Raw genomic sequence first — 21744 nt, 5'->3', positions numbered from 1 at the left:
CCCAAGCATTTTACCTTTGGCTGTAACAAGTTTTTATCTCAGTTCCGGCCTCTAAACGGGGTAAAGCTTTTACAACCTCTGGCACATCCTCACTTACTTCCACTTGCTACCAGGAGATTCGTTTGAAACAATTGCTTAACCTGAACCCAAGCAGCTTCAGCTGCTGCTGCATCGTAGCTTCCGCGACGATCGCAAAAAAAACCGTGGTCAACTCCATCGTAGCGAAAGACGCGATGAGTAACCTGATGTTTCTCTAACTCTGCCTCAATTCGATCGACCTGTTCGGCTGGAATGCTGGCATCATCCATCCCAAAGAAGGCGTAGAGGATGCCTTTAATGTCTTTTGTGCGGGTTATTGTCGGTTCGCCGCCACCAGGAGTAGAATTGGCGATACCAGCGCCGTAGAATGAGGCAGTAGCTTTGATATCGGGTAAAGTTGCGGCAAGATAGGCCACATGACCGCCAAAACAAAAACCGATGCAGGCAATGCGATCGCCTTTTACCTGGGGCAGGCTTTTGAGATAATCTATTGTCGCCTGAATATCACCGAGCAACTCGGATGCTTTGGTTTGTTGTTTGTAATCTCTGCCGATTTTAATGTCTTCTGGAGTGTAACCGGTCTCAAAACTAGGAGCGATGCGTTGGAAGAGTGCAGGTGCGATCGCTACGTAACCTTCCTTAGCAATTCGTTCCGTCACGTCCCGGATGTGTTCGTTTACCCCGAAGATCTCTTGGAATACTATCACCGCCGGGAAAGGCATCGGGCTGGTTGGCTCAGCATAGTACGCATCAATTTGCAACTCCCCATTGGGTATTTTAACGTTAGATGTGCTAATCTCTAGGTCTGCCATCCTGTTTGACCGCTCGTGATATCACCGTATAGATTCTAGATTGAGAAAGCTACGAATGCGATCGGCCACTTCTTGTACGCCTTTCTGCTTTCCACCCGCGTCTGTGCGTATGCGATCGCCCGATTCTTCCGCAAGATAGATGTAGAAAGAATAACTGCTCTTCCATTTCCTCCAAGACGCTTCAAAAGCTGAAATAATTTTTCAGGTTTAATAATTGTGCATCAAACTACCATAAAAAGTTACATATTCATGCCAATAACCACTCTATTACACCTGCCCGTCAGGGTGGATATTAGCCATTATAATAAGCAATAATTTAGGCGACAATCGTACTTTATTTAAAATGAAAATTCGAGCATATTATTTTTTTGAATAATAGCTATGTTGTGGTTCTATATATCACCCATTCTGTTGACGTTCTCCCCGGCGTAAACGCACGGGGATTCTAGCCATCACTGACTAGACTTTCTCTTTCGTCGAGTTCCCTTACTTAGCTGCGTTTCCGCATCCAAACAGAGGGGAATCTCTCCAGAGACTTGAAATTCGGTGCGCCCCACCGTATTTGCCCATTCTCTTAAGGCTGACTTTAAAATATTCAACGCCGCATTGAAGTCCCTATCTGCCACAAACCCACAATGAGGGCATTTATGAGTTCTAGACGAGAGTGTTTTGACTACAGTCGCGCCACACTTCGAGCAATCTTGAGTGGTATAACTCGGATTAACAGCTATAACCGGAATACCATACACAACACCAAAGTACTCTAACCACTCTCGAAACCTGTACCATGCAGCATCAGATATCGATCTAGCTAAACAGTGGTTCTTGACCATGTTACGCACATTCAGGTTTTCAATCGCTACTAAGTCGTTAGACTTGATGACGCGCTGGGCTAATTTACAAACCCAATCGTTACGCCTGCGTGACACCTTCAAATGCGCTCTACCTAATTTATTTCTGGCTTTGGCTCTGTTTTTACTTCCCTTTTGAGTTTTAGATAAACGCCGTTGTAGTCTTTTAATTTTACGCTCATCTTTCTGGAAGAATCTGGGATTCTCTACTTTTTCACCAAAGCTATCTGTCAAGAAATGGCTTAAACCCATGTCTAGACCAACTTGCCTGAGAGTTAATTCCTTATTTTCCTCCCGTTTCCGGTCGATTAAAAACTGTGCGTAATAACCGTCATACCTCCTGACCACTCTTAACCGTTTAATTTGTTCTAGTTGGTAGCAGTGCAGATTTCTAGTTCCCCACAGCTTAAATACGCCTGCCTTAAATCCATCGGTGAATTCCACATAGCGCCTATCATCAGATAGTTTCCATCCGCTAACTTTATACTCTACCGATGCTCTTACTTGATGTTTTTTAAACTGAGGAAAACCCTTCTTCCCTTTAACTTGCGCTTTGCAATTGCGATAAAATCTCTCAATGCTTGCCCAAGCTCTTTCAGCATGAGCTTGCCGAGCTTGAGAATTTAACCAACTCGCCCAAGGAAATTGCGGATTATCGGCTAATACTTTGCAGTATTTATAGGCATCATTCCGACTTTTAACAAGCCCATCCAACCAAGCACGAATGATGGAATTACGCACAAAACGGCCAGTGCGAATAGCCCCGTCAAGAGCTTTGTATTGGTCGTCTGTTCCTTCTAACTTGGCTTCGTAGATGAGCATCTTATCGTTTGAAGCTACGATAAGATGATAGCACAAATCTAGAAAAGCCGTCCTGGAAGGACGGGGCCTTATACCCCTTTTTCGGTAATGTTATTTTTCTCAGTATTCGGTATGATGCAGTTTCAGATCGTCTGTGCTAACAAGTGCGGATTACCTACCCTAGAGGCGGTAAGCTGTTTGCAGGATAACAATACACTAGATATATCGACAAAAACACAATTTTATAGTGTCTACCGCCGCATTATCCCTTCAACAACTCGATCGGAGTCCCTGGAGGCTCTAAGATGGTTCAATTTCATATTCAGCCAGATAGTGAAATCCCAGCATCAACACAGCTATTTAATCAAATTCGGTTTGCGATCGCATCCCGTCAGTTTCCCCCCGGACACCGCCTCCCCAGCACCCGCGCATTAGCCATGCAGACGGGTCTGCATCGCAACACCATCAGTAAGGTATACCGTCACTTAGAAGACATCGGATTGGTCGAGTCTCTCGCCGGGTCGGGTATTTACGTCCGCGCTCAAGGTAATGAAGGTGGTGCGAGACTGAAATCACCTATTCTGCAACAGTACCCCCAAGCGAACAAAATTGTACAGGAAAGCTTGGACAAACTACTTGCCGAAGGTTGCACTCTCAACCAAGCCAGAGAGCTTTTTTTGGGAGAAATCGACTGGCGCTTGCGTTGCAGTGCTAGAGTGCTAGTCACAGCTCCCAAGCAGGATATTGGCGTTGGCGAGTTGATGGTACAGGAATTGGAACAAGCGCTCAAAATACCCGTACAACTCGTCCCTTTGGAGGAGTTAGGCGCATTTCTCGACCAAACTCATGGTGGTACGGTGGTGACCAGTCGCTATTTTATCGGAGAAGCAGAAGCGATCGTCGCACCCAAATCAGTCCGAGTTATCCCCGTCGATATCTACGACTACAGTTCGGAAATCCAGGTGGTCAAAAGCTTGCCAAAAGACAGCTGCGTCGGTCTTGTCAGTCTCAGTTCTGGTATTCTGCGAGCAGCAGAAGTAATAATTCACAGTCTCCGAGGCGACGATTTGCTAGTCATGACCGCTCAACGCGGAGACACCTACAAGCTTAACGCCTTAGTTCGCAGTGCCAGAACAATTATCAGCGACCAAGCTAGTTTTAGCGCCGTAAAAGCGACAGTTGCAGATGCTAGAGACGATATGATTCGTCCGCCTCAGCTAATTTGCTGCGAAAATTACATTGGCCTTAAGTCGATTAATTTGCTCAAACGCGAATTGGGATTGGGATGATATTTCGATCGCAAACCTACTTTCTCCAGCAATACCCTCGCCATTTCTTTGTAGGTTTGGTCTTTTTGAAGCGAAACCCAAAGCATTTATACCAAGTCCGGGTTAGCTACCCCCGTTATCTTCTTCCTCTTCTCTTCGCGCTCTAAAATGAAAAAGTCTTTCGCTGTGTTATCACGTTTAATTCGCGATCGCGAATCGCGACGAAGAGCGCAGTTCATTCAGGGGGTAATCAACCCGGATTTACTATAAATCAATGAGCAAAGGAAAGGTAAAATGATTACCTGCACCTACTTATTGGCACGACATTCCCAAAAACTCCCGCACTTTTTGTAAATAAGTTTCTGCATCTTCCAACATCGGAAAATGAGCGGTATTGGGAATAAGAACATACTCCACTTTTTCACTTAAAGCAGCCGCTTGTCGCCCCATTTCTGCCGGAATAATCAAATCGTATTCACCGGAAACTAAAAGCGTTGGCACTGATAATTTGGCAAATTCCTGCGGCATTACTTCAGATGCTTCTTTACTCACGGAAGTAAAAATTGTTCCTAAAGCGGCTTCGTAATCTGCTAATAGAAAATCATCCAAAAATGCTTTACTCATCGCTCTTGGTAGGGGGCGATGTAAGAAACGCTTCATAAAGAAGATATCGGCTAAAGGAATTTTTCCCAGCCAACGGGGACGGAATTTCACGACGTAGCCGCCGAATTTATGGAATGCGGCAAATGCTTTTTCGTCGTATTCAAAAATGCCACTACAAGTTAAAATGGCTTTTTCTACTTTTTCTGGGTAACGATTCAAAAATAGGGTGGCGACAGAAGCACCCATAGAATGAGCATTGAGATAAATGGGCCCCAATTGCAAAGCGTTTAATAATTCTGCCAAGTCGTCGGCAAACTCTTCTAGTTCGTATGTTAATGTAGGTGCATTTGCGATAGCTTGTGGTAATGGCAAACGCGATCGCCCAAATCCGCGCATATCGTACAGCAAACAATCAAAATTATCTGCTAGCACTTTTGCCGTACTTTCCCAATATCTAGCGGAACCTGCCCAGCCGTGCAGGAAAACCATGACTGGCTTGGATTTATCTGCTGCTGGCGATCGAATCCACTCGTAATAATGATCGACGCCTCGAACTTGAATTAATGGCATTTTTAAATTTTGGATTTTGAATTTTCGATTTTCGATCGATCGTCTATTTATTGTAATTTCAGATTCTTGCCTGTTACAACCAATCTAAAATCTAAAATCTAAAATCTAAAATCCACTAGGCTGATTCGGGCTTGGGTAGAGAGGAAGGATGGACAAGCAGTTCGGCGGTCGATCGCTTCTCTACCATTTCCTTTGTGATCGCACAACGAGTAACATCCTTGCGCGATGGCAGCTCGTACATCACATCCAGCATCAGTTCTTCTACAATACCGCGTAGCGCCCTAGCACCAGTTTTGCGCCGATATGCTTCTTGCGCGATCGCCCGGATCGCATCCGGCTTAAACTCGAGCTGCACGTTGTCCATCTTCAGCAACTTCTGGTACTGTTTCACCAGCGCATTGCGCGGCTGAGTCAAAATTGCCGTCAAAGTTTCTTCATCCAGTGGATCTACCACCGCAATCACCGGAATGCGACCAATAAACTCCGGAATCATGCCAAATTTAACCAGGTCATCCGGTTCCAATTGCTTGAGAATGTCCGCAGTCCGTTTTTCTTTCGATATCGGCTCTCCACCTTGGACAAAGCCCATTGACTTTTTGCCAATTCTCTGATCCACCACTTTTTCCAAACCGACAAAAGCACCGCCGCAGATAAACAGGATATTGCTGGTATCGATTTGGATGCAGTCTTGGTACGGGTGTTTGCGTCCGCCTTGGGGAGGTACGTTTGCCACTGTTCCCTCCAGCATCTTCAGCAGCGCTTGCTGGACGCCCTCGCCAGATACATCCCGCGTAATGGAGGGATTTTCGCTCTTGCGGGCAATCTTATCGATTTCATCGATATAAATGATCCCTCGCTGGGCTTCTTCCACATCGAAGTCTGCCACTTGCAGCAGTCGCAGCAGGATATTTTCCACATCTTCGCCGACATAACCCGCTTCCGTGAGCGTAGTAGCATCGGCTACTGCAAACGGCACATCCAGGATATTTGCCAGAGTTTGGGCCAAAAGTGTTTTCCCGCAGCCAGTCGGCCCCATCAGCAGGATATTGGATTTTTGGATTTCTACTGTATCTTCTTGCCCTGCTTTCCCGGTGTTTTTCGCTTGCTGAAAGCTAAGACGCTTGTAGTGGTTATAAACTGCTACTGAAAGAACTTTTTTAGCTTCGTCTTGGCCGATTACGTGTTCGTCTAAATATTTTTTTATTTCTCTTGGTTTGGGAATTTGATGCAGGGAAAGATGAGACGATCGGTTCCGCCGCTTTTGAGATGGTTCTGACCTTGCTGATGGTTGGGGAGATGTCGGCCCGGAATCCAACAGTTCCTCATCTAAAATTTCGTTACACAAATCTACGCATTCATCACAAATGTAGACTCCCGGACCGGCAATCAATTTGCGAACCTGCTCTTGAGACTTGCCGCAAAAGGAACATTTTAAATGGGAGTCGTACTTAGGTGACATAGCTGCCTCTTATTGAAGTGCGTTGACAATCTCCTGAATATAATTCAAGAAATTCTTGGTTCATCGACACACCTTAAAATTAGCTAGCCTTGGTCGGCAATTCTTAAACTAATTAACCGTACAAAATGTACCGTTCGACTAGCTTAACTTAGCTAACCCCAGAGGGCTTGTCTCCCCAAGCGTACTAGAATATTTATCTAGTGTTTTCCCGTGCCGCAGGATACGTTTTAGAGTCTCAGTGTTCACTGGTGTGATTGTGGGAAGCTTTAGACTTCCGTAGCTATTCCCTAGCTATTTTTGCGGAGGTTTTCGCCACCCTCATGCCTTTTTTTTCCAAGCTGTCCGCTGTGTTTAATGTTTAGCGGTTTTGGCGGTTATTCTACCTGGGCATACTTAAATTCTATATCAACGTGTAAGGACTTTGACTGCGAATCAATTCGGACTCGATCGCATTTCATCCTTGGTCTTCAGACCGCTGGCTTACACGCTGCCGTTATCCTTACTAAGAGAATTTCCCGATTTGGGGAGATTCTGCCTAGTGATGACCGCATCGATAATACCGTATTCTTTCGCTTCTGCGGCTGACATGAAGAAGTCGCGGTCAGTATCGATTTCCAACTTTTCCAGAGGTTGACCGGTATGATAAGCCAGTAATTCATTCAGCTTACGTTTGTGATAGAGAATTTCCTTGGCTTGGATCTCGATGTCAACCGCCTGACCTTGGGCACCGCCTAGTGGCTGGTGAATCATGATCCGGGAGTTGGCTAGAGACATCCGCTTCCCGCGAGTTCCCGCCGCCAACAAAAACGCTCCCATACTGGCAGCCAGTCCATAACAGATGGTGACAACATTGGGACGAATTTGTTGAATGGTGTCATAAATTGCCATCCCTGCGGTCACCGATCCTCCTGGGGAGTTGATGTACAGTTGGATGTCTTTTTCGGGATCTTCTGCGTCTAGGAACAGCAACTGGGCCACAATGGAGTCGGAAACTTCATCGTCAATTGGCGTTCCCAAAAACACTATGCGCTCCCGCAACAGGCGCGAGTATATGTCAAAAGCCCGTTCTCCCATACCAGACTGTTCGACGACCATAGGTACGACTGCTTCGGTGCGGTATGAGTCGTATACGTCTGAGTAGCGCAAACTGATGGGAGAGAGGTCAGGAGACTGAGATATGAGCATAAAACCTTATTAAACTTGTGCCTGTTGGTACTCGTGCTGTGAACTGAAAATGTAAAACGATCGCAACGACAACTATATTTGTTATAGCCAAGATCCACCGTGTTTGGCTATCTCTACGGGGGAAGTCTCAATTTTTGTATGGCCGAGATCGAAGGAGTGCGATTTTCCTTTTGACGTGGTATAACTACTTCTCTGGGCCGATCGCGATCTCGACATCGTTTATATAGGAAGCGACACCAAATTGAAAGTCAAATTCTATCTTGACTGTTACTTGGGCGGTACTGCCGCCCAAGCAATTTTTAGTTTTGCCACAGTATAAACGCGACAGAGCGCCTCTATTCTCGGCGTTTCTTTCGATCTCGGCAGATCGGTTGAAGCTTTGCCAGCGGCTTATGCTTCTGGCTGTTCGCCTTGAGTTGGCGCTATTTCCGCTTCCGCAGCTACCTCGGCATTGGCTATACTGGTTTCTGTTTCAGCAGCTATCTCAGCTGTCGCGCTAGCTTCCGCTTCCGACTGTTTTTCTTCGGTAGCCGCACTCAGAGAACCTTCCGGAACCAGTTCGATCGTGCTGTGTTCTTCCAGCCAAGCGACGATTTTTTCTGTGAGCAGCTCGTTTTCGACAAATTCTTGCAATCTTTGCGGATCTATATCTTTTCCATCCCCGTATTCTTCGAGCAGCTCTTGCACTCGTGCTTTTACGGCTGCGGGTTCCACCTCGATCGATTCCCGTTTGCCGATTTCTCGCAGTGCTAGAGTGCGCTTGATCCGATCGATCGCTTCCGGGCGCGATCGCTCTCGCAACTGCGGTATCATTTCCTGAGTAAACAGCCTCTTGATATCAATTCCCTGGTTACTCAGCCGCATTGCGGTTTGCGTCACCAATTCATTAATTTCTTCCTCGATCAGCGTTTGCGGCAAATCGACTTCCACCTGCTGGAGCAGTTCGTTCAGCAGCACTTCCTGCTTGTTAGCCTTAGTTTTGCTTTCCGCTTGCTCCTGAAACCTCGATTCCAAATGAGAGCGCAATTCTTCTAATGTTTGGAACTCGCTCACTTCATCGGCAAAGTCATCGTTGAGTTCGGGCAGCTCTTTTTCTTTGAGGTCTTTCAGCGTCACCTCAAATATCGCCGGCTTATCAGCCAAATCTTTTTGCGGATAGTCTGCGGGGAATTGGACGGAAATTTCTTTTGTTTCTCCCACATTCAGTCCCACTATGCCATCAACGAAACCTTTAATAAAGCGGCCTTCGGCTAACTCTACCTGAAAATCTTGGGCTTCTCCGCCGGGAATTTCCCCACCTGCTTCACCTTCACCCTCGCCAGTGCCAGTCAGCCGACCTTTAAAATCAACTACTGCGGTATCTCCCCATTGCGCCAAGCGTCCCGATACTGGCACTAACGTGGCGTGTTCTTTCCGACGCTCTTCTAAAAACTTGTCTACCGAGCTGGGATCGTACTTGACTTCTTCTGCCTTTAGTTGTAAACCAGTGTACTCTTTCAGGTTTACTACTGGCGGTACATCGACTGTGGCTGAGAAAGTCAGAGCTTTTCCAGGTTCAAACTGATTCACCAATCCATCGAAGTCAGAACGCAGCTGGTAGTTGCCAATAGCTTCGATCGACTCTTGTTTGATTGCTTCTTTAACTCCATCCCGAATTAGTTCTTCCAAAGCCGCTGCTTTTAGTCGCGTCGAGCCAAAGCGCTGTAGCAGGATGTGGCGAGGAACCTTACCTTTACGAAACCCAGGGATGTTGGCCGAGCGGGCAAGGTCTTGAAAAACTTGCTCGTAAGCCTTTTTGGACATTTCGGGCGAAATTTCTATTTCCAAGCCAATCTGGCTCTGGGGAAGCTTTTCCTGGGTAACTTTCATGCCTATTTTTTCTTTGACGATAACTGCTGCAATTTTTCCAATCATACCGGGGCTGCAACGACAGATTCCAAACCCTGTCTGGGATCGTCTGAGGTTAAAGCGCGGGTTATTTCACCCCCAACCCCAACTCTTGCACTCTTCAGGAGTTGGTTGAGACCGACAAGGAAGGGGACAAGATAATTTTCCGCTTCATCTTGCGACACCCTTGACGAGCAACTGGTGCCAGATCGCACTTAACCTCCAACAGATCTCTCTCAGCGTGATATGCTGGTGCAAGCAACCGGCGATGGGATCTCCCAACTTACCGTAGCTGGAAGCCTGTTAAGACTTCAGCCTCAAGGGAGGGAACATTTCCAGTCCCTTTGGTTTCCTATCTGATGATAGTACATCTGGATACTCATTTCTCACGAGCGCTGGCGATCGTTTCAATTTTGGCAAGATAATTATGTAAAATTTATATAAGGGCTTAGAAACAAAAACCAGTTTTCTGAATACACCATAGTACATGACTCAATAAGATATATAAATTAAAAAATCTACTTATTTATGGGGGGAGTAGGGGTGAATTTCACCTCCAATGCTTCTCCCTCCACTGATAACCTACACAAAGCCACTCCTTTTTTATAAAAAGTCTCCCAAAGCTAACATCGTCGGTAAAAACCATCCCGACACACTATCAACCCTGTTGACTCTTTTAAATATCGCGTCCAAAATTGTCCTTATCTTAAAATCCCAAACGTCTTAAATCTTTCAAGAGGAGGAACTGAATTTGTCAAAATCCTATCGAGTCGCCATCTTAGGAGCAACCGGAGCCGTAGGTACTGAGTTGCTGGAATTATTGGCAAGTCGTAAATTCCCGCTGGCCGATTTAAAACTCCTAGCTTCACCTCGCTCTGCCGGACGCACCATGCAGTTTGGCGAAGAAAAGCTGCCTGTCGAACCTGTGGGAGAACGTTCTTTCGAGAACGTGGATATCGTTTTAGCTTCCGCAGGTGGCTCAACCTCCAAAGCATGGGCTCCCAAAGCGGTAGAAGCGGGTGCAGTAGTCGTCGATAACTCCAGCGCTTTCCGTATGGAACCGCAAGTTCCTTTGGTAGTTCCGGAAGTAAACCCAGAGGCGGCAGCTGACCATCGCGGTATTATCGCCAATCCCAATTGCACAACTATTTTGATGTCTGTCGCAGTTTGGCCACTGCATCGGGTACAACCAGTCAAACGGATGGTAGCGGCAACCTATCAATCTGCTAGCGGTGCAGGTGCTAGAGCAATGGAGGAAGTGAAAGAGCAAGCTAAGGCTATTTTGGCAGGCGAAACACCCCAAAAAGAAATTTTTCCCTACCCCTTGGCGTTTAATTTGTTCCCCCACAACTCTAAGTTGAACGAATTGGGGTATTGTGAAGAAGAAATGAAAATGGTCAACGAAACGCGCAAGATCTTCGCCGCTCCAAAGATGAGAATTACGGCAACTTGCGTGCGGGTTCCCGTGCTGCGGGCGCACTCGGAAGCGATTAATCTAGAATTCGATCGACCTTTTTCTGTAGAAAAGGCCCGCGAAATTCTCAGTCAGGCTCCGGGGGTGCAGTTAGTCGAAGATTGGCAGGCAAATTATTTCCCGATGCCCATAGAAGCCAGCGGTAAAGATGAGGTTTTAGTGGGGAGAATTCGTGAAGATATTTCTAACCCAGGTGGATTAGAATTTTGGCTTTCAGGAGACCAAATTCGCAAAGGCGCAGCATTAAATGCAGTGCAAATAGCAGAACTGTTGGTAGCAAAAAATTGGGTTCGTCCAGCGGCAGCGGCTGTTTCTGTTTAATTATCGTCATTTTAAGTACGGATTTTGGATAAATTATTATTATTCTAAAATCCAAAATCTAAAATCCAAAATCTAAAATCTGTTGTTGAGGAGTTATTAAGAGTGTGGTAAGGTTTGGAAGAGTTGTAACGGCAATGATTACGCCGTTTAAACAAGACGGCAGCGTAGATTATGCTGTGGCAGAGCAGCTGGCAATCCATCTGGTAGATAACGGTTCGGACGGCTTAGTAGTGTGCGGTACTACTGGCGAATCGCCAACGTTAACTTGGTCAGAAGAATACGAACTATTTCAGGTAGTAAAAAAGGCAGTAGGCGGTAAAGCAAAAGTGCTGGCAGGCACAGGTTCAAATTCTACAAGCGAAGCGATCGCAGCTACGCAAAAAGCCGCTAAAATAGAATTAGATGGTTCTTTGCAAGTTGTTCCGTACTACAACAAACCACCGCAAGAAGGGCTGTACCGGCATTTTGAAGCGATCGCGCAATCCACACCCGATCTGCCGATCATGCTTTACAACGTACCGGGTCGCACCGGTCAAGAGCTTTTGCCAGAAACAGTTGCCCGCTTAGCTAAAATTCCCAATATCGTTGCCATTAAAGAAGCTAGCGGCAATCTGGATCGGGCAAGCCAAACAAAATGTTTAACTCCTCCGGAATTTGAGATATATTCAGGGGACGATTCCCTCACTTTACCAATGCTTGCAATTGGCGGTGTAGGTGTAGTAAGTGTAGCCAGTCATGTGGTGGGAACGCAGTTAAAACAAATGATTGAAGCTTTTTTTGCAGGAAAAACTCAAGAAGCATCTCAGATACATTTGGAACTTTTTCCGCTGTTTAAAGCTCTGTTTGCCACAACTAATCCGATTCCAGTAAAAGCAGCTTTAAAACTCCAAGGTTGGGATGTAGGTAGCCCCCGCCTACCTTTAAGCGAAGCAAGTACTGAAATTACTGAAAAATTAAAAGCTGTGCTAAAAGATCTTTCTCTGCTATAGCAGACACGATACTTATGCCAAGTTTTTAAACAACTGAATAATTTAGCTAATGGCTAATGGCTAATGGTTCGCAGTTCGCAGTTCATAGTTACTAACAATGAACGCTCGACAACGAACGATTGGCAAGGGAAACTTTTTGACACTTTTTGACACTTATCGTAAGGATGCAAATGACTAAAAACGGCAATTCCCCAACTATCAAAATTATTCCTCTCGGCGGTCTGCACGAAATCGGCAAGAATACTTGCGTGTTCGAGTACGACGATGAAATCGTGCTATTAGATGCAGGGTTGGCTTTTCCCACCGAGGGGATGCACGGAGTCAACATTGTTTTGCCAGATTTGACTTATTTGCGGGAAAATCGCCACAAAATAAAGGGTATGATTGTCACCCACGGTCACGAAGACCACATTGGCGGCATTCCCTATCACCTCAAACAATTTGATATTCCGGTAATTTATGGCCCGCGTTTGGCGATGGCTTTGTTGCAAGGCAAACTGGAAGAAGCGGGTGTTGCTAACCGCACCGAATTGCGATCGGTTATGCCTCGCGACATTGTTCGTATCGGTTCTTACTTTTTCGCGGAATTTATTCGGAATACTCACTCGATTTCCGATAGCTTTACTGTCGCTATTCATACCCCGGCTGGCGTCATCATTCACACAGGTGATTTTAAAATTGACCACACTCCCGTGGATGGCGAATTTTTCGATCTGCAAAAGCTAGCCGAACACGGGGAAAAGGGTGTTCTGTGTTTGATTAGCGATTCGACTAATTCGGAAGTTCCCGGTCAGACTCCTTCGGAAAGGTCTGTTTATCCGAATTTGGATCGGATTTTCTCCCAAGCACCGGGACGCTTGATGGTGACGACATTCGCTTCTTCGGTACACCGGATCGGTATGATTTTAGAGCTGGCGAAGAAGCACGATCGGGTGGTGTCGATTATCGGTCGATCGATGCTGAATGTGATTGCCCACGCACGCAATCTCGGTTATGTAAAATGTGAAGACAATTTGCTGCAACCTTGGCACACTGTCCGCAGCTTACCGGATGAGAAAATTCTGATTTTGACAACCGGATCGCAAGGGGAACCGTTGGCGGCGATGACTCGGATTGCCAATCAAGAACATCCTCATATTAAAATCCGCAAGGGCGATACGGTAGTTTTCTCGGCAAATCCCATTCCGGGAAATACGATCGCAGTTGTGACGACGATCGATAAGTTGATGATGCAGGGTGCTAACGTCATCTACGGTAGAGATAAGGGCATTCACGTTTCCGGTCACGGTTGTCAGGAAGACCAAAAGCTGATGATCGCTTTGACTCGTCCGAAATTCTTTTTGCCGGTACACGGGGAACACCGGATGCTGGTGCAGCACGCCAAGACTGCTCAGAATATGGGCATTCCAGCCGAAAATATGGTGATAATCGATAATGGCGATGTGGTGGAATTGTCTGAGGATAGTATCCGCATTGGTGGCAAGGTTCCCGCAGGTATTCAACTGGTCGATAACGCCGGTGTTCTGCACGACAGCATTCTCAAGGAACGCCAACAGCTGGCAGAAGATGGTGTTGTGACTGTGGCTGGTGCGATCGATTGGGAAGGCAAACTGGTGGCTAAGCCGGAAGTACACTTAAGAGGTGTGGTCACTACAGTGGAACGGTCTTTGCTGCAAAAGCTTGTCCAGCAGACGATCGAAAACTTGTTGAGCGATCGCTGGCAGGAATTCGCTCGTTCTTTTGATGGTGAAGAACTGGAAGTGGACTGGGCCGGTTTGCAAGTCCAAATCGAACAAGCGCTACAGCGACTGCTGCGCCGCGAACTCCAAAGTCGTCCTTTGCTGGTCTTTTTGATGCAAATTCCCGATGCACCACCTCCAGCTAAAGCTACAGGTCGTCGCCGTCGCGTCACTGCTAGAGTCGCTTCCTAGTTTCCTGGTTTGGCGATCGCTTGTTTTCTGGAAAGAGGGTAAAGGGAAAATATTTTCCTTTTACCGTCTTTATGTCATCTACCCTTATACTGATTTATGCAAAATCAGGGCAAAAATTTTGCCCTACGCACTTGACAACTTTAAAAAAATGTTAAACTCTGTGTGGTAATGTAAAGCTTCGCAATGTTGATCCTATTGTTATTGTTTCATTATCTACCTCGCAGATTGTCTCCAAGGAAGTAACGGAACTTCCCAGATTGCGTTCAAGTCAATCTACTTATCTCACCTCCAGTCAAAAGTTCCGTAATATTACCCTCGCAAAACTTTTTGGGTTGTGGAAAATAAATTGTTATATACCATCTCTCTCTTTAGAGAGAGGCAAAATATCAACCCTAAGTTCAGCGTCTAAAATCCGATCGCCATTCCAAAATCAACCAAACGGGTGTGACGATCCGGTAATTAAATTTGTCATGCTGTATTTAACCAACAGAGGAAAGCAGATCCTTAGTTGGTAAGAAGGAGAAGAAAAATGAGTGTAACTGATTCTACCATACAAAATCGTACATTGACAACTTGGGCATGGATTGACCAAGCAGATCTTGTAACCGCAACACCTTTGCAGCAGGGCCCTGCAAAGAAGAAGTTCGATCTGCTGCAACCTTTGCGCCGAATACTGGAGCGAGTGGATGTTAAAGATCGGGAATTAGCTCACCGCCTGTGTCAAATGATTCCCGCGCAGTGTCCCTTTGAGCGCGATGTGAAAGTGTTCGGTCGTACCCTGTTTCACATTCCGCCGATGTGCAAGCTCAATCCGCTTTATGAGGAAGTAAGTACTTTGCGTTTCCGCGCTTTGTGCTACCTGGCGGATGAATGCGGCGAAGACGTATCCAGCTATTGCTAATCTTGGGTAATTAAGGGAAAGGGCTAATTTTCGTGGCTCTGCTAGTTGTTAGCGATCGGTTTCTTCAAGTTTCCTCATTAACTGCCGATCCAACTCAATCAGATAATCTCTGCCATAGGAGCCATTCTCCAAGGTTTCGATAAGATGAACTGGAAGATCCTGGGAGATTTCCTCACTACACGAACCTGCCGCTAGTGCGATCGTCGCTACCGTATCCACATCTCCCCCAAAGGAAATACAATCCTTCAGCAGTTCGCTCAGAGAATTATTTCGCATCACTGCGGTAATTGCTGCCCTTACGCTCATCCAACCTTTCGATTTCACCTTTCCTTGCCACGGTTTCGACCATTCACCGGGTACGTACTCCTCTACAAACTGCCCTAACTTACTTTTTGCTCCCAGTCGGTAAATAAAGTAATGGGACATGAGAGCAGCGGCTGTGGCGGCGTTAATTCCATCCGGCGTATTATGAGTGATGGCCGCCTGGATTTTTGCATATTCCATTACTTTCTCTACTGTCGGGAAAACGCCTATCGGAGCAGCACGCATCGCTGCTCCGCTTTTGTCGCTATTAGGGTTTATTTTCGCTAAAAACTCTTCTCCATCGCTAATTTCGAGCAAAAAATGGTAAAACCTGTGAGCGTAACCTTCTCTGGGATCTCTTTTAAAGGCGGTGACAAACCATTTGGCCAAGACTTCCGGTGTCCAGGGTTTTCCAGCTACGATCGCTTCTGCGATCGCTATGCTCATCTGTGTGTCGTCAGTATAGCAGCCTGGTGTGAGCGGGTGTCTGGGATTCTGCACATATCTGCTCAAATCGTTGTAGCCAAGATCGATCGTCTCATCAGCGTATTCAAAACCTGCACCGTAGGCATCTGCGATCGCTAATTCCAGCAACATAGGTTTTTGTATTATTTATGTAACATAATTAATATACATATTTGAATTTATAATTAGCAAATTGAATTAAAAAATATATTTACAATTATTTACATAATATGAGCAATTACTTCAATTTTAAAAGAGGCGATATATTACTAAATAAATAAGCGCAAAGCTTTGTGAAGTAAGGCTTTTGAGAAATTAGATAAAAGTTTTAGCAACTGGTAAGAGACAAAAAGGTAAAGTTTAATTGCACAGGGTTGCTGCCTTTTGGTGTGGGTGGTAAATTAAGAATAGAAGCAAGAAAAGCTTCCCTGGCAGACCAAACAGCCAAGTGAAACTGAGTTAAGAGGAAAAAAGCGCTGTTTAATTTTAATCTGTCTCGTCCAAATACAATAACACCCAACCCAGAAGTTGATATTTCCTAAAATGGTTGATAGAGAGCTATAGAACTGATTGTTTTTACCGAAAGTCGGTGAATTGTTAAATCAGTGCAACTCTAGATAGAATTACCAAATAGAAGGAAATCACTCAGCAAGTAAGGGCTTGGGTGTTGTTGTATTTCAGGGAGAATTTGATAGGGCGACATGGCCATAATTGCTCTGAGAGCTTGGTATCTGGAAAAGTACGAGCCAGTAAAAGAACTAGAAAAGCGCCCCCAAGACTTGCGCCTTAGCAAAAATAGTCTGTTGAAAACTGGTTTGCGAGCCGACTTTTTAGAAGACAGCGAAGAAGTGAAACGATCGGCTTGGTTTGGGCGCTACCTGGACGGGGAAATCGTTGAGTTTTACATAGAAGGGAGCGGCGGATATGCCATTTCCAACATAGATTTAAGCAGTCACGAAATTTACTTCACCAAACAAGCGGTGATGGGGCAGCTAGATCCGATAATCTTTTTGTGCCATCAAACTGAGTATGCAGCCTCCAGCGAAGCACTGCGGCAAGAGCTGCTGGAAACTCTAGAAAAACTCAACAAGCGATCGCGCCTGCCGCTTAAATTAGAAGAATCCCAACGTCCCACGGATAGCCCCATCCGGCTGAACAGCTCGGTAATGCGTAAGATACGTAAAAGCTTGTTATTTATAGCTGACGGTACACCGATCGCTAGCATTGAAGGAACGGGAACCGCTCGCCAGATCTTACCCAGCCCCAAAGTTTGCTTGGAAGTAGGCTACGCTCTCCAAAACAAGCGCACAGAGCAAATCTTACTAGCGCAGATGGAGCGAAAAGATATGACAGGGCTCTATCCGTTCGATTTGCCGAACTATCAACAGCTATTGTTTAAAAACGCAGCAGAATTGGCTAAAATACTTCCCCAAGTCATTGAAGCTCAATTGCAGCGGTTTAATTTATTTTAGCGATCTCCTCCTGAAAGAAGAGTCGAGCGAAAAAATACATGGGTTCAAAAGAAAGCGGGTTTCTGGGAACGGAAGTCGATAATATAGGTTGGGAACGATCGCACAAACCTGATTTTGACTCCGAGCAAAGACTTTTTGGATCGCAGTCCCCGATGCAGCCCATAATATTTTCGATGCAGTAAACATAATTCAAGCTTATGCCCAGAACTCCTGACGAATTTGCCGTACACCTGTTACTAGAGGGTGGTCACCGGGAAGAAGTTCGTTTCAAGACTATTCAAGAATTCCAAAAGTGGTATAGTGGCGATTTGGTGCCGAAATCAGCCTCGAACGACTTTATTAACGTTCCCCTCAAAACAATAGAGGGAGAGTATATGGTGGCGCGTCCATCTCGAATTGTGGCGATTCGCGTCACACCAATCTATAAATCCAGTATCGATCGCTCCTACGTAGAATGATAAAGACTCTGGCTTCTGTGGCCCTCAGTTTGGGCATTGCATTTGGTAGTTTTTTGCCGGTTCTTTCCATTGTGCCCCTACAAGTTGTCAGTCCGGATCGGCAGGAAGAATTGGGTTTGGATGAGCAAATCTGGAGAAATTCCGGCCAAAAGGGGGATAGACAAGCGCTGTTGACTGCCATTGACCACAGTATGAGCTATTTGCGATCGCCGAGAGCAATAACAGCCTACCGACGATATCCGGTGCGTGGAATTACACGCGATCGCGTTATTCGCAGTTTAGAACGTTTCCGCGAGCTAGTTCTCTCTTCCAACTCGCCGGAAGAACTGCAAGCTGCTGTACGAGAGGAATTTGTGTTTTACCGTGCGACTGGTAAAGATGGTCGGGGAACTGTAGGTTTCACAGGTTATTTTGAACCTACCTACACAGCCAGTCGCGTCCCCACACAAGAGTATCGTTATCCACTATATCGGTTACCCCCCAACTTCAGTAGGTGGTCGCGTCCGCACCCCACCCGACTTCAGCTCGAAGGGGCAGATGGATTGTCGGGAGACGGTCGCTTGCGAGGCTTGGAATTAGTTTGGTTGCGCTATCGTTTGGAAGCTTTTCTGGTACAGATACAAGGTTCCGCACGACTGCAAATGACCGATGGTAGCATTATGACAGTCGGTTTTGCCGGTAAGACCGATCGACCTTACAGAAGTGTCGGTCGAGAACTGGTCAACGATGGCAAAATGAACCTGGCAGGCTTGACCTTACCGAGAGTGATCGAATATTTCGATTCATCCCCAGAGGAATTGAATCGCTATTTGCCGCGCAATCCCGGTTTTGTGTTTTTCCGGGAAACAGGCGGTGCTGCTGCAACGGGTAGCTTGTCTGTGCCAGTAACTGCGGAACGTTCTATTGCCACCGATAAATCTTTAATGCCGCCAGGAGCTTTGGCCCTAATTCATGCCCAGATACCTTTTCCCAGTCGGAACGGGGAATTAGAGCAACGACAAGTCAGTCGTTACGTCCTCGATCAGGATACCGGCGGAGCGATTAGAGGGCCGGGTCGCGTGGATATTTTTATGGGCACAGGGACGGAGGCAGGCGAGCGGGCTGGTAGGATCAACTCAAATGGCGAACTTTATTATCTGCTTCTGAAAAACTGAGATTGTTTTTGGGAAAATAAACCGGGTTTCTTTGCTGGCGGTAAAAGAAACCCGGTTTTTGCGATCGAAAAGCGATGAGTGATATCGTTGAATCAATCAAATGGAAAGTATAGCCAATTGTCCTAGCCACAATAAGGAAGTGATAGTGATTAATATTAATAACGAAATTAGGCAACAAAAAGCAGAAATTCAAGATGCTAAGGATAAAAGCGTTACCTTTAAACAAATTATTGAAATTGCTACACAGCTAGCAACTGCGGTCGGTTTAGCATCTGGTGGAATTGCCCAGTTAATGGACTGGCTAAAATCAGCCGGATTATTTCGCTAAATTAAATAGGGTGCATCAGAGGATAAAATTAGTGATTATCTGCACAATTATGGTATTTGACGCATCCTACCGCAGTCTGCCATCATCTCTAAATAGTATTACCAATCAAAGATGATTTTAAGTACGTACTTACACTAGGGTGCTAAAGCGCAACTACGTACCTCAGATCGATCGCTTTTCCATCCAGATGCTAAAATACCAAGACCGAGATATCGAGCCTTTTTCACCCAAAAATTTTTACGAAATTACGCCTTTTGGTAGATGCGCTAGCAAAACTGGAGAATCCAGTAGGAAAGTGGCCTAATCTCCAGTGAAACCTTCACCGAAATCTTCCCTTTCCCTGATTAAGCTAGTAAAGCAAGTATTTATACCTAATCGATCGGCTGCGACAAGAAGACTTATGGAAGCATCTTTTCAAATAACCTTGCAAATCGTCATAGCCGTCCTTGCAGGCACGCTAGCTCAGGTTTTGGCTGCATTCCTGAAAGTTCCTAGCATTGTCTTCTTGTTGCTGTTTGGCATTGTGCTGGGGCCAGATGTTTCTGGGTTACTGCATCCTAACTTGCTGAGTACGGGTCTGGAAGTTATTGTTGCCCTGTGCGTAGCCGTGATCCTGTTTGAGGGCGGTCTAAATTTGGAACTGCGAGATTTGGGTAAGGTTTCCGGTAGCCTGCGAAATTTAGTCACCTTGGGGACTCTGATTACCCTAATAGGAGGCGGGATGGCGGCACACTGGTTGGGTGAGTTCCCTTGGCCGATCGCATTTCTTTATGCTTCTCTGGTAGTAGTAACCGGCCCCACCGTCGTCAGTCCCCTCCTCAAACACGTCAAAGTCGATCGACAAGTTGCTGCTCTGCTGGAAGGAGAAGGAGTTCTCATCGATCCTGTGGGCGCAATTCTGGCAGTGGTCGTGCTGGACACGATTTTAAACGCACACGCCAATCCTTCGATCGCCATCAGCGGCTTATTTCTGCGTCTGGGTATTGGGGGTGCTATTGGTGCTGCTGGTGGCTGGCTACTAGGTTTTATTCTCAAACGCGGCAATTTTTTATCAGAAGATTTGAAAAATTTGGTAGTTTTAGCCGGTTTGTGGAGCTTATTTGGATTAGCGCAATCGATTCGCAGCGAATCGGGGCTGATGGCAACCGTAGTCGCAGGAATTGTCCTCAACGCTTCTTCTGTTCCTGAAGAAAGGTTGTTGCGACGGTTTAAAGGTCAGCTGACAATCCTCAGCGTCTCGGTTTTGTTTATCCTTCTTTCAGCAGATCTTTCACTCGATAGCGTGCTTGCCCTTGGCTGGGGCAGCTTATATACTGTCTTGGTACTGATGTTTGTGGTGCGTCCCCTGAGCATCAGCTTGTGTACCTTGAATAGCGACTTGAATTGGCGACAAAAACTATTTGTCAGCTGGATTGCTCCGAGAGGAATTGTCTCGGCTTCTGTTGCTTCTCTGTTTTCCATTCTGTTAACCCAACGGGGAATAAATGGTGGAGATTCTATCAAAGCTCTTGTCTTCCTCACTATTATGATGACTGTATTTCTGCAAGGGCTGACGGCTAGTTGGGTAGCGAGAGCGCTGCAAATCACCTCACAGGAAGCAACGGGGGTTGTCATCATCGGTTGTAATTCTTTAAGTCGATTGATTGCCCATTTATTTCAAGATCGGGGTGAGTCAGTTGTACTGATCGATACCGATCCGGAAGCTTGCCGAATCGCCGAAGAGCAAGGTCTGCGCGTTTTTTTAAGCAGCGGTCTCGATACCCGCGTTTTGGAAGAGGCAGGGCTGACATCAGTGGGAACTTTTCTAGCTATGACCAGCAATGGAGAGGTAAATTTAGTCTTAGCTCAACGAGCGGCAGAAGAGTTCGCACCCCCCAGAGTTTTGGCAGTATTTCCTCGCGATCCTCAAGCCAGTACGGCTAACAATAAAGCGAAAGTACAGCAAGCTTTTGTCTCGCATTTACAAATTAAGACTTGGAATGAGTACCTGAGTGAAGGTAAAGTAAGGCTGGGCAAAACTGCTCTCAAAGAAGATGGATTTGCGTTTCAGCAGGCACATCTTCAGGTGCTGATTAGTTCTGGAGATTTGATGCCATTGTTAATGGAAAGAGACGATCGCTTTTTGGTAGTTCCGGCAACAGAAGAATGGCAGACGGGCGATCGCATTATTTATCTGTTGCACGACCCCAGACCCAACTTACTCAAACGTTTATCCGGCGCGAGTCCTTCTTCTCGCCTCAGTCTGGAAAAGTTACCTGAAGTTGAAGAAGTGCCAATTAGGGGTTAGGGACTAGGGAAAGTCAAAAGTCAAAAGTCAAAAGTCAAAAGTCAAAAGTCAAAAGTCAAAAGTCAAAAAGAAAAGGGAAAATATTAATTCTTTCGCTCCCCTGCTCCCCCACTCTCCCACTCCCTCACTCCCCCCCTCCCCCACTCCCCCGCTCCCCCGCTCCCCCACTCTCCCACTCCATTTTTA

The 21744-nt window shown here is 46.1% G+C and carries 19 protein-coding genes; 11 read left to right on the top strand and 8 right to left on the bottom strand.

Annotated features, from left to right (window positions below; translation table 11 throughout):
* Positions 1-89 precede the first annotated feature (89 nt).
* From ACE1CD_RS10345 to ACE1CD_RS10335, 3 genes are all read right to left on the bottom strand, one after another.
* Entirely contained in the window at positions 90-851 is a 762-nt protein-coding gene (locus tag ACE1CD_RS10345) for a dienelactone hydrolase family protein (RefSeq protein ID WP_374823716.1), read from the bottom strand.
* Positions 852-886: 35 nt separating this feature from the next.
* Positions 887-1036 carry a hypothetical protein gene (locus ACE1CD_RS10340; protein WP_374796554.1) on the bottom strand — a complete coding sequence of 50 codons (150 nt, stop codon included), beginning with the start codon at positions 1034-1036 and terminating at the stop codon, positions 887-889.
* A 267-nt stretch (positions 1037-1303) separates the two neighbouring features.
* Positions 1304-2524 (bottom strand): RNA-guided endonuclease InsQ/TnpB family protein, encoded by a 1221-nt coding sequence (locus ACE1CD_RS10335; protein ID WP_374823713.1) that lies wholly within the window; start codon positions 2522-2524, stop codon positions 1304-1306.
* 284 nt (positions 2525-2808) lie between these two features.
* Here ACE1CD_RS10335 and ACE1CD_RS10330 point away from each other — a divergent pair, with 284 nt between their 5' ends.
* A complete protein-coding gene (locus ACE1CD_RS10330; protein WP_374796556.1) occupies positions 2809-3792 on the top strand; it encodes a GntR family transcriptional regulator in 984 nt (327 codons plus the stop codon).
* A gap of 291 nt (positions 3793-4083) precedes the next feature.
* Here ACE1CD_RS10330 and ACE1CD_RS10325 read toward each other — a convergent pair whose 3' ends face one another.
* The 4 genes from ACE1CD_RS10325 to tig all read right to left on the bottom strand — a co-directional run bounded on the left by ACE1CD_RS10325 (position 4084) and on the right by tig (position 9457).
* Positions 4084-4944, bottom strand: a complete 861-nt coding sequence (locus ACE1CD_RS10325; protein ID WP_374823710.1) for an alpha/beta fold hydrolase — start codon at positions 4942-4944, stop codon at positions 4084-4086.
* A 115-nt stretch (positions 4945-5059) separates the two neighbouring features.
* On the bottom strand, positions 5060-6403 hold the full coding sequence (clpX, locus tag ACE1CD_RS10320) for an ATP-dependent protease ATP-binding subunit ClpX (protein WP_374796560.1): 1344 nt from the start codon (positions 6401-6403) through the stop codon (positions 5060-5062).
* A 480-nt stretch (positions 6404-6883) separates the two neighbouring features.
* Positions 6884-7588 (bottom strand): ATP-dependent Clp endopeptidase proteolytic subunit ClpP, encoded by a 705-nt coding sequence (clpP, locus tag ACE1CD_RS10315; protein WP_374796562.1) that lies wholly within the window; start codon positions 7586-7588, stop codon positions 6884-6886.
* A gap of 390 nt (positions 7589-7978) precedes the next feature.
* On the bottom strand, positions 7979-9457 hold the full coding sequence (gene tig / locus ACE1CD_RS10310; protein ID WP_374797057.1) for a trigger factor: 1479 nt from the start codon (positions 9455-9457) through the stop codon (positions 7979-7981).
* 769 nt (positions 9458-10226) lie between these two features.
* Here tig and ACE1CD_RS10305 point away from each other — a divergent pair.
* The 4 genes from ACE1CD_RS10305 (at position 10227) to ACE1CD_RS10290 (ending at position 15091) form a co-directional block, all read left to right on the top strand.
* The gene (locus tag ACE1CD_RS10305) at positions 10227-11270 is read left to right on the top strand and encodes an aspartate-semialdehyde dehydrogenase (protein ID WP_374796564.1); all 1044 of its coding nucleotides are present in this window, start codon (positions 10227-10229) and stop codon (positions 11268-11270) included.
* A gap of 104 nt (positions 11271-11374) precedes the next feature.
* The gene (gene dapA, locus ACE1CD_RS10300) at positions 11375-12259 is read left to right on the top strand and encodes a 4-hydroxy-tetrahydrodipicolinate synthase (RefSeq protein WP_374823707.1); all 885 of its coding nucleotides are present in this window, start codon (positions 11375-11377) and stop codon (positions 12257-12259) included.
* Positions 12260-12429: 170 nt separating this feature from the next.
* The gene (locus tag ACE1CD_RS10295; protein WP_374796568.1) at positions 12430-14190 is read left to right on the top strand and encodes a ribonuclease J; all 1761 of its coding nucleotides are present in this window, start codon (positions 12430-12432) and stop codon (positions 14188-14190) included.
* Between the two features lie 529 nt (positions 14191-14719).
* Positions 14720-15091, top strand: a complete 372-nt coding sequence (locus ACE1CD_RS10290) for a Mo-dependent nitrogenase C-terminal domain-containing protein (protein WP_374796570.1) — start codon at positions 14720-14722, stop codon at positions 15089-15091.
* A gap of 48 nt (positions 15092-15139) precedes the next feature.
* On the opposite strand, the gene ACE1CD_RS10285 is transcribed toward ACE1CD_RS10290, so the two are convergent.
* Positions 15140-15991: an ADP-ribosylglycohydrolase family protein gene (locus ACE1CD_RS10285; protein ID WP_374796572.1), complete on the bottom strand. Its 852-nt coding sequence runs from the start codon at positions 15989-15991 to the stop codon at positions 15140-15142.
* Positions 15992-16560: 569 nt separating this feature from the next.
* Here ACE1CD_RS10285 and ACE1CD_RS10280 point away from each other — a divergent pair.
* The 6 genes from ACE1CD_RS10280 to ACE1CD_RS10255 all read left to right on the top strand — a co-directional run bounded on the left by ACE1CD_RS10280 (position 16561) and on the right by ACE1CD_RS10255 (position 21558).
* On the top strand, positions 16561-17331 hold the full coding sequence (locus ACE1CD_RS10280) for a hypothetical protein (protein WP_374796574.1): 771 nt from the start codon (positions 16561-16563) through the stop codon (positions 17329-17331).
* Positions 17332-17528: 197 nt separating this feature from the next.
* Positions 17529-17789 carry a hypothetical protein gene (locus ACE1CD_RS10275; RefSeq protein ID WP_374796576.1) on the top strand — a complete coding sequence of 87 codons (261 nt, stop codon included), beginning with the start codon at positions 17529-17531 and terminating at the stop codon, positions 17787-17789.
* Positions 17786-18943 carry a murein transglycosylase A gene (locus ACE1CD_RS10270; RefSeq protein WP_374823704.1) on the top strand — a complete coding sequence of 386 codons (1158 nt, stop codon included), beginning with the start codon at positions 17786-17788 and terminating at the stop codon, positions 18941-18943. Before ACE1CD_RS10275 ends, ACE1CD_RS10270 begins: the two co-directional genes overlap by 4 nt.
* A gap of 100 nt (positions 18944-19043) precedes the next feature.
* Positions 19044-19271 (top strand): hypothetical protein, encoded by a 228-nt coding sequence (locus ACE1CD_RS10265; RefSeq protein ID WP_374796580.1) that lies wholly within the window; start codon positions 19044-19046, stop codon positions 19269-19271.
* A gap of 139 nt (positions 19272-19410) precedes the next feature.
* Positions 19411-19575: a hypothetical protein gene (locus tag ACE1CD_RS10260; protein ID WP_374796582.1), complete on the top strand. Its 165-nt coding sequence runs from the start codon at positions 19411-19413 to the stop codon at positions 19573-19575.
* 96 nt (positions 19576-19671) lie between these two features.
* Positions 19672-21558, top strand: a complete 1887-nt coding sequence (locus tag ACE1CD_RS10255; protein ID WP_374796584.1) for a cation:proton antiporter — start codon at positions 19672-19674, stop codon at positions 21556-21558.
* Positions 21559-21744 lie beyond the last annotated feature (186 nt).

It is taken from the genome of Aerosakkonema sp. BLCC-F183, from assembly GCF_041929145.1.
In the GTDB taxonomy this organism is placed as follows: domain Bacteria; phylum Cyanobacteriota; class Cyanobacteriia; order Cyanobacteriales; family Aerosakkonemataceae; genus Aerosakkonema.
The sequence above is the reverse complement of the archived record's forward strand: the minus strand, read 5'-3'. Positions and strand labels throughout refer to the sequence as shown.

Bases quoted from the DNA above. Each gene is read 5' to 3' on its own strand.
- clpX (WP_374796560.1), bottom strand. From the start codon at position 6,403: ATGTCACCTAAGTACGACTCCCATTTAAAATGTTCCTTTTGCGGCAAG.
- ACE1CD_RS10345 (WP_374823716.1), bottom strand. From the start codon at position 851: ATGGCAGACCTAGAGATTAGCACATCTAACGTTAAAATACCCAATGGG.
- ACE1CD_RS10295 (WP_374796568.1), top strand. From the start codon at position 12,430: ATGACTAAAAACGGCAATTCCCCAACTATCAAAATTATTCCTCTCGGC.
- ACE1CD_RS10325 (WP_374823710.1), bottom strand. From the start codon at position 4,944: ATGCCATTAATTCAAGTTCGAGGCGTCGATCATTATTACGAGTGGATT.
- ACE1CD_RS10285 (WP_374796572.1), bottom strand. From the start codon at position 15,991: ATGTTGCTGGAATTAGCGATCGCAGATGCCTACGGTGCAGGTTTTGAA.
- ACE1CD_RS10335 (WP_374823713.1), bottom strand. From the start codon at position 2,524: ATGCTCATCTACGAAGCCAAGTTAGAAGGAACAGACGACCAATACAAA.
- ACE1CD_RS10290 (WP_374796570.1), top strand. From the start codon at position 14,720: ATGAGTGTAACTGATTCTACCATACAAAATCGTACATTGACAACTTGG.
- ACE1CD_RS10280 (WP_374796574.1), top strand. From the start codon at position 16,561: ATGGCCATAATTGCTCTGAGAGCTTGGTATCTGGAAAAGTACGAGCCA.
- ACE1CD_RS10265 (WP_374796580.1), top strand. From the start codon at position 19,044: ATGGAAAGTATAGCCAATTGTCCTAGCCACAATAAGGAAGTGATAGTG.
- clpP (WP_374796562.1), bottom strand. From the start codon at position 7,588: ATGCTCATATCTCAGTCTCCTGACCTCTCTCCCATCAGTTTGCGCTAC.
- tig (WP_374797057.1), bottom strand. From the start codon at position 9,457: ATGAAAGTTACCCAGGAAAAGCTTCCCCAGAGCCAGATTGGCTTGGAA.
- ACE1CD_RS10275 (WP_374796576.1), top strand. From the start codon at position 17,529: ATGCCCAGAACTCCTGACGAATTTGCCGTACACCTGTTACTAGAGGGT.
- ACE1CD_RS10330 (WP_374796556.1), top strand. From the start codon at position 2,809: ATGGTTCAATTTCATATTCAGCCAGATAGTGAAATCCCAGCATCAACA.
- ACE1CD_RS10270 (WP_374823704.1), top strand. From the start codon at position 17,786: ATGATAAAGACTCTGGCTTCTGTGGCCCTCAGTTTGGGCATTGCATTT.
- ACE1CD_RS10255 (WP_374796584.1), top strand. From the start codon at position 19,672: ATGGAAGCATCTTTTCAAATAACCTTGCAAATCGTCATAGCCGTCCTT.